We start from the raw sequence: 13,013 nt of genomic DNA on the forward strand, positions 1-13,013 counted from the left end.
GAGATGTGTATAAGAGACAGCCATCCAGGAGGGGATTCTCGGGTATCACGAGGTCAACGACTTCATTTCGGATTTCCAGCGCGACGGCGTCGAAGGGATCCCGTTCAACATGGCCAGGCCGGACTAACGATGGCGCAAGGTGAAGCCGAGAGCGACATCGACCTGACGATCTCCGAGACGATCCAGTCGCTCGTCGAGTCCTACCGCCAGATGACGATCCCGCTGGAGCGGTATCTCTTTCTCATCCTGCTGCCAGCCGTCGGCTTCTTCATTATTTCGACGGTCGTCGCCCTGCTACTGGAGCAGCCCATTGCAGTCCGAGCACCGATCCCCCTGCTTGGGTTCCTGGTGATGGCATCGGCGATTTTCTACCCCAAGATCCTCCTGAGCCAGCGCAAACGCGAACTCAACAACCGGTTTCACCTGCTTATTACGCACATGACCGTGCTGGCGACGACGAAGATCGACCGGATGGAGGTGTTCCGAACGCTAGCCGAGGAAGACGAGTACGGCGAACTCGCGATGGAGATGCACCGTATCGTCCAGCTCGTCGACACCTGGAACCTGAGCCTCGACGATGCCTGCCGTCGCCGCGCCAAACAGGTCCCGAGCCGTGCTGTCTCGGACTTCTTCGACCGCCTCGCGTACACGCTCGGAGCCGGGCAGGGACTCGACGACTACCTCCTGACCGAACAGGAACAGATTATCCAGCACTACTCGACGGTGTACAAGAGCTCACTCGACAGTCTGGAAGTGATGAAAGACCTCTACCTGTCGATGATTCTGTCGATGACGTTCGCGCTGGTATTCGCCGTCGTTCTCCCGGTCCTGACCGGGACGAACCCGACGATGACGGTCAGCGCCGTCATCGTGATGTTCGTGTTCGTCCAGACCGGCTTCTACCTCGCTATCCGCTCGATGGCTCCCTACGACCCGGTGTGGTTCCACCCTGTCGACTACCCGTCGCCGGTCGAATCAAAGCTCAATAAATCGATGGTCGCCGGTGTGGGGCTGTCGATGCTGCTCGTGTTCATCACACTGGGCGGGATGCTCGGTATTTCACCGATCACGCTGAACGACCTCTTTTTCATGTTTGACGAATTGCCGCTGCCGCTGTATGCCGCCGCGCCGATCACGCCGATGATCATCCCCGGCATCGTCTTCCGGCAGGAAGAACAGCGCATCAAGGACCGGGACTCGGAGTTCCCGAACTTCATCCGCGCACTCGGTGCGACCGAGGGCGCAAAGCAGTCTACCACCGGCGCGGTGCTTCGTACCCTCCGCAAGAAGGACTTCGGCGCGCTCTCGCCGAACATCGATAACCTCTACAAGCGACTGAACATGCGGATCGAGCCGACCTCTGCTTGGCGCTTTTTCACCGCGGACTGTCGCTCCTATCTTATCCAGACCTTCTCCGAAATGTACCTCATCGGCCGCGAGATGGGTGGGTCGCCAAAGCAACTGGGCGAGCTCATCTCCGAGAACATGAACCAAGTGCTGCAGCTCCGCCAGAAGCGCAAGCAGGCGACGACGACGCTCGTCGGCCTCCTGTACGGGATGACTGCCGCGTCGACGTTCGCGTTCTTCATCGGCCTGCAGGTCGTCAACATTCTCGCTGGTATGTCGCTCAACCTGAGCACCGGAAGCCGTCTCGATGCCGCCTCGCTCATCAACACCAGTGTCTACAACATCCCGCTCATCGAGTTCCTGCTGATCATTATTATCATGTTTGGCGCGATGCTGTCGTCGCTGATGATCCGAACCATTGATGGCGGCCATAACGCCAACACCTACATGCATTTCGTGATTCTCTCATGGATCGGCGCTATTACCGGGACGTTCACGAAGTGGCTGGTGTCGCAGTTCCTCGCTATCTAGTACCTTTTTACGTCACCCCCTCTCCTCGCGCGCTCACAGAGCGCGCTGTGGGGAGCGGGTTCGCAAAAATCTACGCTAAAAACGACCTCCGAGTCGCGGCCTGGGGCCGCGCTCGGAGTGAAACCCCTCGCTCCGCTCGCGGTACAGTAACAGCGCTACAACCGCCGGCATACCTGCCCTTCCCCGGGTCGCGCCACGGAGGGCGCTCCCGGCCCACGGCATCATAACATCTATTCCCGTCCCACAGCACCGCAGTCCCGCGACAGCTACCCTTCGAAGCCGTCTTCCCAGCGGAACACACCGTCTTGCTGGATGACTTCGCCGTCGACTTCGAGCCGCGACCTCTGGCCCATCGTCGTGATGAGGTCCTCGTGGACGGCGCTGTCGTTGCCGGATTCGCCCTCGGGGAGGCACGCATCGTACGCGCGCCCGAGCGCGAGGTGGACCGTTCCGCCCATCTTCTCGTCGAAGAGGATGTTGTCGGTGACGCGATCGACGCCGCGGTTCATCCCGATACCGAGTTCGCCCAGTTGGCGGGAGCCGCTGTCGGTTCCGATGATTTCGTCGATGACTGCCTCGCCCTGTTCGGCCGACCAGTCGACGACGACACCGTCTTTGAACGTCATCTCGACGTTTTTGACGCGACGACCCTGTATCGTCATCGGCACGTCGAAGGTGACGACGCCGGCGGTGTCGTAGGGCGCGGTGAAGACCTCGCCGGAAGGGAGGTTGTGTGAGTCGTAGGCCACGCTGGCGGCGGAGTTAACGGCGATGCGGTCGTCGATAAACAGCGTGATGTCGGTGCCGTCGGCGACGATACGGACCTCTTTGCCGCCGTCGAGAAGCTCCTTCAGTCGGGCCTGTTCCTCGGCCAGTGCCTCCCAGTCCCGTAGCGTCGCGTCGTAGACGAAGTCCTTGTACTCGGCGTAGGCCATCCCAGCCTGTTGGGCCATCGCCCGCGTCGGGTGCTGGGTCGATACCCAGTCGGTGTCCAGCCGGGCCTCCCTGATTTCCTGTCGAGCCGTCGAGTACGCCTGCCGCTGGTCGCTGTCCACGTCAGCCGTCTCGGTGGTATTGCGCGACCCTTTCAGGAACAGCACGCTGTCTGCTCGCTCGTACAGCGCCAGTTCGTACTCGGGGTTCTCGGTGAAGGACCCGTCGTGGGCTTGCAGGTAGGCCCGCGTGAGTTCGTCGGACTGGTACGTCGACAGGAGGTTCGCGCCGCGGTCGCCCAACTGCTCGGCCACGGCGACCGCGAGGTCGTGGGCACCGTCCTCGACGGCCACGATCACGTCGTCGCCCGCGTCGATGCGAGCGCTCCAGTCGACGAGAATCTTGGCGTGTTCGCGTATGCGATCGTCCATATTCCTATCTGGAGTGGCCGGAACAAAACGGCGGTGGTCCCGGTAGTATAACGGACGATGTGATTGTATTCCGTGGATTTTTTGCGCTCCAGCGTCGGAGTATTCGGTGCAGTACGGGACAGGATTCGTGGCAATTGTTGGCTTCCACGACCGCTTCCGAGACGGTCGGCTGGGGACGGTACCATGACTGACGACGGCACGGGTGGTGTCCGTGCCACGCTTTCTGTCGAACCGCAATCCCTACCTGTTCGCTCGGCGACTCCACGGTATGGAACTTGGCGTCATCGGACTCGGACGCATGGGCCGCATCGTGGTCGACCGCGTGCTCGAAGCCGGCCACGAGGCCGTCGTCTTCGACATCGACGAGGAGAGCGTCGCCGACGCGGCAGACGCCGGCGCTCGGCCGGCAGCGTCCATCGTGGACCTTGCAGAGAAACTCGGCCCGGAGAAACGGATCTGGCTGATGGTCCCGGCCGGGGACCCGGTCGACGCCGCGCTGGACGAACTGGCCCCAGTACTCGATTCCGACGATATCGTCGTCGACGGCGGCAACTCCTACTTCGAGGACTCGGTTCGCCGCGCCGAGTCGACCGACGCGGCCTACCTCGACTGTGGGACGTCCGGCGGCCCCGCCGGTGCAGAGCTGGGCTTCTCGCTGATGGTCGGCGGCCCGCAGTGGGCATACGACGAACTGGTCCCCGTCTTCGACGCCGTCGCGACCGGCCCCGACGGCCACGACCGGATGGGACCGGCTGGCTCGGGCCACTACGTCAAGATGGTCCACAACGGCGTCGAGTACGCGCTGATGCAGACCTACGGCGAGGGATTCGAACTGCTGGCCAACGGCCGGTACGACCTCGATCTCGAATCGGTCGCCAACACCTGGAATAACGGGGCCGTCATCCGCTCGTGGCTGCTGGAACTCTGCGAGGAGGCGTTCCGCGAGGAAGGCAACGACCTCGGCGACGTGGCTGACCGCGTCGAAGGCGGGTCGACCGGCACCTGGACCGTGCAGGAGGCACTCGAACAGGAAGTCCCGGTGCCGCTTATCTACCAGTCGCTGGCCGAGCGGTTCGGCTCGCGGGCCGATGACGGGCGCTTCTCGCGCCGCCTCGCCAGCCGGCTCCGATACGGCTTCGGTCGCCACGACGTCCCACGACGGGAGTGAGTGTGCTACCGTGTCGCTTCAGGATTCGCCTGCCGGTGCGGTACTTCTTGCCAGCACTGTTGTCTGGTCGTCTCCGTGCCAGACGAGACTGACTTCGGCTCCGCCCTCGACGCTAACGCTTGACTGATCGCCGACAGTCACCTCGCCGTCGTCACTGTTCCACCCTACTGTTTGTCCGTCTGCCACTTCGATAGTGAGTTGCTCCGCGCTGATCGTATCACCGCCGTCGTGCGTCACGACAGCAACTACCACCTCTGGTGTCTGCTCGTACTCGAACGAGAACGAAGCCTGCGGGGCCATAGCTACGTCACTCCCACCGCTACCCATGCCCAACACGAAGGATGCAACTACCGCTGCGACAATGACGACAATCGGAATCAGGATAAACAGAACAGCCATACCGACTCCCAGTCCGACGAGGACTTTCCCCGCGGTACCGAGATCGTTCCATGACTCTTTTATTTCCATAATTTATACCGTTAATTGAGGATATTAAATACCATGGAAATTAGCTGCCCCCTTCGAGCACACAGTCGTTTGATGGCCGGGCCGCTCGCGGGTGGCTGCGGGTGAAACAACAGCTAATTAAACCAGTATTCCATAGCCGTGCACATGGTAGAACTCGTTGGACTCGCCGCCGGGGCCACGCTTACCCTGATAGTGGTCGCGCTCCACTACGCCAAAGGGACCGGTTGGGAGGCACCGGAAGACATCTCCCAGGAGGTCCTCGAGCAGCGGGCCGCGACAGTCCCAGAGACGGACTTTCCGGAGCCGTACAACCGCTCTATCGGTGGCGGCGGTGCTACAGCGATTCCGGCTGGTGAGGCCGAAGGCGAACTCGGCGAAGGCGAGGAGGCCGAAGAGGTGGACGAGGGCTTCGACCCCGACGACATCGCCGAGGACGAGGTCGAGTACTACGAGATCGAATTCGCCAAGGAGGGCGAAACGATCGAGGTTGCCAACAACGAGCCGCTCCTCGACGCCGGCGAAGAGGAGGGCTGGGACCTCCCCTACGCCTGCCGCGAGGGTCAGTGTATCTCCTGTGCCGGCCACATCGAGGACGGTCCGGCCGAGGACTACATCCGTCACAGCAACAACGACTCGCTGATGGACGACGACATGGAAGAGGGGTACTGCCTGACCTGTGTCGCCTATCCGACCAGCGACTTCACCCTCGAAACCGGCGAGTCGCCCTGAGACTACAGCCCCCCACATTTCATCGCCGCTCTTTGTGCTGACCTGCTATGCCCACCGAGTTGAACGAAACGCGAGTCCGGACGTGTAAAGACCGACTTCTCGAACATTACGACGGTGTCTCAGTGCGTGCCAAGGACGAGGTCGTTTCCGACGAACTCTTCGCCTACCTTCGGACGGTCGTTCGTGACGGCTACGTTGGCAGTGGGTACGTCTGGGTGGTCCGGACGCCCGATCAAGCGGCCGAGTTGTCTGACTCGATGGGGCCGAACGACCAGCCGGACGGGGCTCGGGTCCTCATGATCCTCCATCGCGGTAGCGCAACGTGGCAAGTTCCCGGCGGTAGTGTTGAGTCCGGTGAAACCTTTGAAGACGCTGCTGTCCGTGAAGTGCAGGAGGAAACGGGTATCGAGTGTACAGTACAGGACTGCTTTCGCCTCGAACACCTGCGGACAGTGGCTGATGGCTCCGATGAACGACTGCATACGCTCTGGGCGTACTTCGATGGCCGGTATCGCAACGGGTGTATCTCGATCCAGCCAAGCGAACTGAACGGTGCAGCCTGGGTGAACACGAAGCCGCAGTCGGTCGGTGAATCACTCAAGACTCGTGCGGAGGCTTGGTTCGACGAGTGAGGAGGGACTGCTCCACAAACACGATAGTCCCGCTGTTCGCCCCGGTGGTTCACAACCGTTAAGACGGACAGTCTGATACCGTTTTCTGTGGGCGGCTAGTTCAGCGGACAGAACGCCTGGTTCCGGACCAGATGGTCGGGGGTTCAAATCCCTCGCCGCCCGTGCAACGAACCTGCCGAGCGACAGCGAGGCCGTGAGTGAACCGGCAGCGAGGATTTGAATCAGAGAGTGGAGCGAAGCGGAACGACCGTGGTTCAAATCCCTCGCCGCCCGCTATTCTGCGAGGAACGGACGTGACGAGCGAATAGTAGTACAAGAGCGGTTTGAACCCAGGGAGCCGCAGCGACCGAGCGAAGCGAGGGCGACCGTCTCCACTTGGCTCAAATCCCTCGCCGCCCGCTTTCTGCGACCCACTGTATAGGCGATGTGTCTTGTTCTGCGGTCCCGGACATCGACAGGACTGCAAGGGAATCGCCGCAACGTCCTTGGGGTTCCGACACAAGGTACGAACACATGCGTGTGCTCGTTGTGGGTGCGACCGGATTCATCGGACGGCGACTGGTTCGTGCCTTGGACGACGCAGGCCACGATGTGGTGGCGTTCTCCCGGAGCGCGAGCGAGGAGGCCTTTCCTGAAGGGGTTGAGCCATTTGAGGGCGACCTCGGCGACCCGGACTCGCTTGACGGTCTCTGTGACGATATCGACGTTGCGTACTACCTCATCCACTCGCTCACCTCCGAGAACTTCGCTGAGCTAGACCGTCGCTATGCTCGCCGATTCGCTGACTCGGCGTCAGCTGCGGGTGTCGACCGTGTCGTCTATCTCAGCGGTATCAGCGGTGACGAGGAGAACCTCTCGCCACATTTGGCGTCGCGGCGCGAAGTCGAATCGGTGCTGGTGGAGGGGTCATTCGACCTGACAGTACTCCGGGCAGCGGTCATCATCGGCCCGGAGAGCGCGAGCTTCCGGATCGTCGATGACCTGACCGACCGTTTGCCGCTGATGCTCGTCCCCAAGTGGGTCCGTACGCCGTGTCAGCCCATCGGCGTCGACGACGCTATCAGCTACCTCGTGGCGTTACTCGATGCCGACGAGACTCGCGGCGAGACCTACGACATCGGTGGGCCGTCGGTGTGGTCCTACGAGTCGCTGCTGAAACTCACCGCGGCCGAAAAGGGCAAGCGAGTGTTTATCATCGCCGTACCAGTGATGACGCCGGGGCTGTCATCACACTGGCTTCGCTTCACGACAGACGTACAGTACGCCATCGCCCGGCCGCTGGCCGAGAGTATGCGGAACCCGGTCACGGTCGACCCGGAAATGGATCTGCAGGACGTCGTACCGATCACCCAAACGCCGATCAAGGACGCCGTTCGGCGGTCGCTGATGGCGTCGTAGGCAGCGACCGGTCCCCTGCGGGACTGTTTTGGGGCTGTGCGGTGCAGACGTAGCTATGCCCGAATCGGTCGCCGTCACTGGAGGCAACGGCCGCGTCGGCCAGCACGTCCTCGAACATCTGACCGCACAGGGGTATCGAACCATCAACCTCTCCCGTGGGAAACGGGAAGAAGACCATTCGGACGCATACGTCAGGACTGACCTGCTCGATGCGGGTGAGGTCTACGGGGCACTCGCACAATCTGACGCCGACGCGGTCGTCCATCTCGGGATGATTCCCACGCCCGACCACACGCCGGGATACCGGACCTACGAGAGTAACGTTCTGTCCAGCTATCACGTGCTGGAGGCCGCCGGTGAACTGGGTATCGACAGGGTCACTCTGGCATCGAGTTTCAGCGCCATCGGTGGCGGGTTCGAACCGGAACCGATCACGGTTGACTATCTCCCAGTTGACGAGGATCACCGGCTCACGCCGTCGAACCCGTACGCAATGGGAAAGCAGGTCCTTGAGGTCACAGCCGACGGGTTCGCCCGCCGGAGCGCTGACGCGCCGGGGACAATTACATCGCTTCGGTTTCCGTGGGTGGTCGACGACGACACGGCTCAGAAGACGTTTGTCGAGGCCGACCGTACCCTCGCTGGGCTCCGGAACTCGGACCATTTTCACACCCAGCGAAACACGCTCTGTGGCTATGTCCACGCTACTGACGCTGTCACGCTCGTCGAAGCAGCCATCGAGGCGTCGTTCGACGGCCACGAGCGGCTCTGGGTGTCGGCCCCGGATACGAGCGCAGAGACACCGAGCGCCGAACTCGCGACGGAACTGTACCCCGAGGCTGACTACCGGGGACCGGCAGCCGACGACGAGAACCCGTACACAGCGCTCATCGACACGTCGAAAGCCGAACAGCTACTCGACTGGGAACCGACTTGGAGCTGGCGACAACTGGTGTGAAGCCGGTGATGGCGCGAGTACCGATCCGGACGCTCACATTACCGTGCCGCATGTAGCGGCTGTTTCATCCGGAACACGTTGCTAAAATGTAATGTGTATGTAACTAACACACATGAGTGATGCAGAACAGCCAGCAGAGAGCGAGACACACGATCATCATGACCACGATCACGAGGGACCGGGCTATGCCACTCCGCAGGCCGCCATCGAGGCGGCCGAACCCGAACAGACCGCGTACGTGATGGGCCTGCACGTGGGTCAGGATGTCGACGCACCGGACTTCCTGGCCGTCGTCGACGTTGACCCCGACTCCGACACCTACAGCGAAATCATCAATCGGGTCAAGATGCCGAACAAGGGCGATGAACTCCACCACTTCGGGTGGAACGCCTGTTCCTCCTCGTGCCACATGGATGGGCTGGAGCGCCGGCATCTCGTCATTCCCGGCCAGCGGTCCTCGCGAATTCACATCGTCGACACCAAGGAGCGACGTGATCCTGAACTGACGAAGGTCATCGAACCGGAAGCGGTGTACGAGCACGACCTCTCCGCGCCCCACACCGTCCATTGCATCCCTGACGGTGAGATTCTCATCTCCATGCTCGGCGATGCTGACGGCGACCTCCCCGGTGGCTTCCTCGAACTGAACGACGACTTCGAGGTGCAGGGCCGGTGGGACCCACCCGGCGAGATCGAGATGAACTACGACTACTGGTACCAGCCCCGCCAGAACGTAATGCTGTCGACGGAGTGGGCGGCCCCGAAAACCTACTACCCCGGCTTTGACTTAGAGGATGTCGAGGATGGCAAGTACGGCCAGCGCCTCAACTTCTGGGACTGGGAGTCCGGCACCGTCGAGCAGACCATCGACCTCGGCGAGGACGGCCTGATTCCGCTGGAAGCCCGGTTTTTGCACACGCCCGAGAGCACTCACGGCTACGTCGGCGCGGCGCTGTCCTCAAACATCATCCATTTCCACGAATCGGACGGTGAGTATCACGCCGAGCCGGTCATCGAGTTCGACGACCGCGAGCACGAGGGATGGGACATGCCGGTCCCGGCACTGGTGACGGACATCCTCATCTCGATGGACGACCGCTACCTCTTCGGGTCGAACTGGCTCCACGGCGAGGTGTGGATGTACGACATCTCGGACCCGTCGAACCCTCGAAAGGCCGACTCGATCTCCATCGGCGGCTACTTTGGCGATATCCAGCAGGTGCAGGACCGTGATATCGTCGCCGGCCCGCAGATGCTCCAGCTCTCGCTTGACGGCGAGCGGCTGTACTGGACGACTTCGCTGTTTTCGTCGTGGGACAACCAGTTCTTCCCCGAGGAGGCCGAGAACGGGTCGGTGATGCTTAAAGCCGATGTGGACCCGCGAGAGGGGACGATGTCGCTGGACCGGGACTTCCTCGTTGACTTTGGTGACCTCCCTGAAGGCCCTGCTCGCGCCCACGAGATCCGGTGGCCCGACGGCGACTGTACCAGCGACGTGTGGCAATGAGGGCGACGCGACCGAGCGGCCGATGACCGAGGTTCTGCTGGACTGGCGGGACAGCGAGCGTACCGAGACGATTTCGGTGCCGGACGGCGCGACGATACTTGACGCCGCTGAAGCCGTGGGTATCGGGCTACCGTTCGGCTGTCGGACCGGCGCGTGTGGGACCTGTACCGCTCGGTTGCTGTCCGGCGACGTGGTCCATCACCGCCCGCCGCGGGCGCTTAAGGACCGGCATCTGGCGAACGGCTACGTCCTGCTCTGTATCGCCGAGCCGACGACCGACACGCACCTTGCCGTCGGCGCGACGGTGCAGGCCGAACTGGTCCCGAACCCCTGGAAGTGACGAGGGGCCGGTTAGGCCCGGTGCTGGCCCGACAGCGCTTGCTGGAGTACCTGTCCCAGGAAGCCGATGGCCGGGACGACGAATACCGTCGCGTGCACCCAGGCGTCGTAAGTAATATCGCTCGGCTTGGTCACGAGAAAGAGCCCGTAGAGGACGACCATCACCACGACCCACAGGACGGTGATGATCAGGAACGGCAGGGCGTCCCGGACCGGCTCGGCGACTGCTTCGCGCAGTGTGGCGGACATACCCGGATAGTCGGACGGAATCGGCAAAAACGTACTCCGTGACGGTCCGACCTCCGTCACCAGTTCGATGCAGTCGGTTTCGGCCTCGATAGCCGCCGGCACGTCCGTGGCGGCGCTGGTGTTGATGTCGCGTACCCCGGACAACGGCGCACTAGACTGCTGACCGGCCGGCTACTGAAGGCTGATTTTATGTTTTGTACCAGCCATCTCCCAGATATGGCCCTCCTCCCGATTGTCGTCGCCCTGTTCGTGTCGCCGGCAGTCACCGCACTGGTGTACGTCGACGCCAGGCGGCGTGACCTGTCTCGGCGGTACTGCACCGCCGCCGCCTCTGCCGTCGGTCTCGCCAGTTTCGGCGGATTTCTCGTCGCCAGTGTCCTCGGCAGTGGGATCTTTTCGACGTACTATCGCCTCGTGAGTCAGCCGGCCGTCGCCGTCACGCCGCTTGACCTCATTCTCTCCTTGCTCCTCTTCGGCTTCGCTATCACTGCACTGGCCGTTCTGGGCTATGGACTCACCAGTCGGTACGGCCCGCTTGCGTCGTCGTAATCGCAGCCGATCTCCGAACGAGTACCCCTAATTTCAAACCCAGCACGGCCCCACCGAGACGTATGGACGACACTGACTGGATCGGCGAGACGTTCACCAGCACGGTCGGGTGGGACCACCTAGAGGCGCTGGTCGACATCGGGAACCGGATGGCGGGCAGCGGTGGCGAACGGGCGGCCGCAGAAGCGACCCGGGATGCGCTGGCAGAATACACTCGCGACGCCCGACTCTCCGAATTCGAGATACAGGGCTGGGAGCGGGGAGACAGTGCCGTCTACGCCGATGGGTCGGCAGTCGCGGCGCAAGCCCACGAATGCATCGCCCTCCCGCGGTCGCCGGCCGACGAGGTGACTGGTAAACTGGTCGATGTCGGTCACGGGCTTCCGGAGGATTTCGAGGACGCCGACTGCGAGGGCCAGATTGTACTGGCCCGCTCGGACGTACCCGACTGGTACGACCGGTATATCCACCGGCGCGAGAAGTACTATCACGCTGTCGAGGCCGGCGCAGTCGGGTTCATCTACCGCAACCATGTCGAGGGTGTGCTACCGCCGACCGGGAGCGTCGGCACGGCGGACGCACCAATCGGCGAGATACCGGCTGTTGGCGTCGCCAGCGAGACGGGGGCGCGACTGACCCGGCGCTACGCCGGAGAGGACATAACCCTCAGTGTCGACTGCGAGACACCCGACGCGACGAGCCAGAACGTCCACGCCGAACTGGGGCCGGACACGGACGAGCGACTGCTGGTGACCAGCCACGTCGACGCCCACGACATCGCGGAAGGAGCGATGGACAACGGGGCCGGGACGGCGATGGTCGTCGAGGTGGCCCGCGCGCTGGCCGGCCGCGAGGACGAACTGGAGACACGCGTGGAGTTTGTCGCCTTCGGTGCCGAGGAGGTCGGACTGGTCGGCTCAAACCGGCTGGCCGACGAGACTGCGCTCGACGACGTAACGGCCGTGCTTAACTTCGACGGCGTCGTTCAGGGTCGCACGTTGAAGTGTTACACCCACGGCTTCGACGCGCTTTCGGCCGCTGCCGAGAGCGTTGCCGACCGCCTTGACCATCCCATTTCGCTCACACCGGAGCAGGGTCCCCACAGCGACCACTGGTCGTTCGTCCAGCGCGGCGTCCCCGGCTATCACGTGACCAGCGAAACCGGTGGCGAGGGTCGCGGTTGGGGCCACACCCATGCCGATACGCTGGACAAACTGGAACCCCGGACGTTCCGCGAGCAGGCCGTTCTCCTGACCGAACTCGCCGTGACGCTTGCGGATGACTCAGCACGGCCTGCTCACAAAGACCCCGCGGAGATCGCCGATGCGCTCGAAGCCCAGAACCTCGCCGAGGGGATGCGGATTACAGGTGACTGGCCCTTCGATGACTGACGTAACGCGGGTCCCGTCACCGACACGTTCGACGCACGCGACCTGTAATAAAGAATTACCAGAATCCTAGTATTTCTGGCCCCGCCTGCGTTCCGGCGTCTTGGTCGCTAACAGCGGATTATAATGATTTACTCAGTATAGAAGTAACATATTCCGTAGGTTATTTACCATATGGGTACATGGAAATCGATGGCAGGTCGATTGGTCTACGTACTGAAGCCACACGTGAACGCCGTCATCGGCGTTCGCTGCCAAGCTCCCATGCTATTCGGTCTCGCGGAGTCCGAGGCCGAGCCGACGTGAGTAAACCATACCTGCCGTCGTCAGTCAACACCAACACCAATACCTGACGCGACGGCCGTCCACGTGCCAAGGCGGCCGTC

The 13,013-nt window shown here is 62.4% G+C and carries 13 protein-coding genes and 1 tRNA gene; 11 read left to right on the plus strand and 3 right to left on the minus strand.

Annotated features, from left to right (window positions below):
* Positions 1 to 129: 129 nt before the first annotated feature.
* Positions 130 to 1,878: an archaellar assembly protein FlaJ gene (flaJ, locus tag C443_RS14905; RefSeq protein WP_005537387.1), complete on the plus strand. Its 1,749-nt coding sequence runs from the start codon at positions 130 to 132 to the stop codon at positions 1,876 to 1,878.
* 266 nt (positions 1,879 to 2,144) lie between these two features.
* Here flaJ and C443_RS14910 read toward each other — a convergent pair whose 3' ends face one another.
* On the minus strand, positions 2,145 to 3,242 hold the full coding sequence (locus C443_RS14910; protein ID WP_005537388.1) for an aminopeptidase: 1,098 nt from the start codon (positions 3,240 to 3,242) through the stop codon (positions 2,145 to 2,147).
* A gap of 268 nt (positions 3,243 to 3,510) precedes the next feature.
* Here C443_RS14910 and gnd point away from each other — a divergent pair, with 268 nt between their 5' ends.
* Positions 3,511 to 4,410 carry a phosphogluconate dehydrogenase (NAD(+)-dependent, decarboxylating) gene (gnd, locus tag C443_RS14915; RefSeq protein WP_005537390.1) on the plus strand — a complete coding sequence of 300 codons (900 nt, stop codon included), beginning with the start codon at positions 3,511 to 3,513 and terminating at the stop codon, positions 4,408 to 4,410.
* 18 nt (positions 4,411 to 4,428) lie between these two features.
* On the opposite strand, the gene C443_RS14920 is transcribed toward gnd, so the two are convergent.
* Positions 4,429 to 4,809: a type IV pilin gene (locus tag C443_RS14920; protein ID WP_318249594.1), complete on the minus strand. Its 381-nt coding sequence runs from the start codon at positions 4,807 to 4,809 to the stop codon at positions 4,429 to 4,431.
* A gap of 213 nt (positions 4,810 to 5,022) precedes the next feature.
* On the opposite strand from C443_RS14920, the gene C443_RS22195 reads away from it, so the two are divergent.
* From C443_RS22195 to C443_RS14955, 7 genes are all read left to right on the plus strand, one after another.
* Positions 5,023 to 5,607 (plus strand): 2Fe-2S iron-sulfur cluster-binding protein, encoded by a 585-nt coding sequence (locus tag C443_RS22195; protein ID WP_005537392.1) that lies wholly within the window; start codon positions 5,023 to 5,025, stop codon positions 5,605 to 5,607.
* 47 nt (positions 5,608 to 5,654) lie between these two features.
* The gene (locus C443_RS14930; protein ID WP_005537393.1) at positions 5,655 to 6,239 is read left to right on the plus strand and encodes an NUDIX hydrolase; all 585 of its coding nucleotides are present in this window, start codon (positions 5,655 to 5,657) and stop codon (positions 6,237 to 6,239) included.
* An 89-nt stretch (positions 6,240 to 6,328) separates the two neighbouring features.
* Positions 6,329 to 6,401, plus strand: a tRNA-Arg gene (locus tag C443_RS14935).
* A gap of 351 nt (positions 6,402 to 6,752) precedes the next feature.
* Entirely contained in the window at positions 6,753 to 7,637 is an 885-nt protein-coding gene (locus tag C443_RS14940; protein WP_005537394.1) for an NAD(P)H-binding protein, read from the plus strand.
* Positions 7,638 to 7,692: 55 nt separating this feature from the next.
* Positions 7,693 to 8,595, plus strand: a complete 903-nt coding sequence (locus C443_RS14945) for an NAD-dependent epimerase/dehydratase family protein (protein ID WP_005537395.1) — start codon at positions 7,693 to 7,695, stop codon at positions 8,593 to 8,595.
* Positions 8,596 to 8,707: 112 nt separating this feature from the next.
* Positions 8,708 to 10,102, plus strand: coding sequence for a selenium-binding family protein (locus C443_RS14950; RefSeq protein WP_005537396.1), 1,395 nt, complete (start codon positions 8,708 to 8,710; stop codon positions 10,100 to 10,102).
* Positions 10,103 to 10,124: 22 nt separating this feature from the next.
* The gene (locus C443_RS14955; protein ID WP_005537397.1) at positions 10,125 to 10,442 is read left to right on the plus strand and encodes a 2Fe-2S iron-sulfur cluster-binding protein; all 318 of its coding nucleotides are present in this window, start codon (positions 10,125 to 10,127) and stop codon (positions 10,440 to 10,442) included.
* A gap of 11 nt (positions 10,443 to 10,453) precedes the next feature.
* On the opposite strand, the gene C443_RS22200 is transcribed toward C443_RS14955, so the two are convergent.
* Positions 10,454 to 10,834 carry a hypothetical protein gene (locus C443_RS22200; RefSeq protein WP_005537399.1) on the minus strand — a complete coding sequence of 127 codons (381 nt, stop codon included), beginning with the start codon at positions 10,832 to 10,834 and terminating at the stop codon, positions 10,454 to 10,456.
* A 72-nt stretch (positions 10,835 to 10,906) separates the two neighbouring features.
* Here C443_RS22200 and C443_RS14965 point away from each other — a divergent pair, with 72 nt between their 5' ends.
* Positions 10,907 to 11,239 (plus strand): hypothetical protein, encoded by a 333-nt coding sequence (locus C443_RS14965; protein WP_005537400.1) that lies wholly within the window; start codon positions 10,907 to 10,909, stop codon positions 11,237 to 11,239.
* A gap of 62 nt (positions 11,240 to 11,301) precedes the next feature.
* Entirely contained in the window at positions 11,302 to 12,630 is a 1,329-nt protein-coding gene (locus tag C443_RS14970; protein ID WP_005537401.1) for a M28 family peptidase, read from the plus strand.
* Positions 12,631 to 13,013: the final 383 nt, after the last annotated feature.

Source organism: Haloarcula argentinensis DSM 12282 (assembly GCA_000336895.1).
Lineage (GTDB): Archaea > Halobacteriota > Halobacteria > Halobacteriales > Haloarculaceae > Haloarcula > Haloarcula argentinensis.

What these genes read in the sequence shown, in the direction of transcription:
- C443_RS22195 (WP_005537392.1), top strand. Translation starts at nt 5,023, where the DNA reads ATGGTAGAACTCGTTGGACTCGCCGCCGGGGCCACGCTTACCCTGATA.
- C443_RS14970 (WP_005537401.1), top strand. Translation starts at nt 11,302, where the DNA reads ATGGACGACACTGACTGGATCGGCGAGACGTTCACCAGCACGGTCGGG.
- C443_RS14930 (WP_005537393.1), top strand. Translation starts at nt 5,655, where the DNA reads ATGCCCACCGAGTTGAACGAAACGCGAGTCCGGACGTGTAAAGACCGA.
- C443_RS14965 (WP_005537400.1), top strand. Translation starts at nt 10,907, where the DNA reads ATGGCCCTCCTCCCGATTGTCGTCGCCCTGTTCGTGTCGCCGGCAGTC.
- gnd (WP_005537390.1), top strand. Translation starts at nt 3,511, where the DNA reads ATGGAACTTGGCGTCATCGGACTCGGACGCATGGGCCGCATCGTGGTC.
- C443_RS14950 (WP_005537396.1), top strand. Translation starts at nt 8,708, where the DNA reads ATGAGTGATGCAGAACAGCCAGCAGAGAGCGAGACACACGATCATCAT.
- C443_RS14920 (WP_318249594.1), bottom strand. Translation starts at nt 4,809, where the DNA reads ATGGCTGTTCTGTTTATCCTGATTCCGATTGTCGTCATTGTCGCAGCG.
- C443_RS14955 (WP_005537397.1), top strand. Translation starts at nt 10,125, where the DNA reads ATGACCGAGGTTCTGCTGGACTGGCGGGACAGCGAGCGTACCGAGACG.
- C443_RS14945 (WP_005537395.1), top strand. Translation starts at nt 7,693, where the DNA reads ATGCCCGAATCGGTCGCCGTCACTGGAGGCAACGGCCGCGTCGGCCAG.
- flaJ (WP_005537387.1), top strand. Translation starts at nt 130, where the DNA reads ATGGCGCAAGGTGAAGCCGAGAGCGACATCGACCTGACGATCTCCGAG.
- C443_RS14910 (WP_005537388.1), bottom strand. Translation starts at nt 3,242, where the DNA reads ATGGACGATCGCATACGCGAACACGCCAAGATTCTCGTCGACTGGAGC.
- C443_RS14940 (WP_005537394.1), top strand. Translation starts at nt 6,753, where the DNA reads ATGCGTGTGCTCGTTGTGGGTGCGACCGGATTCATCGGACGGCGACTG.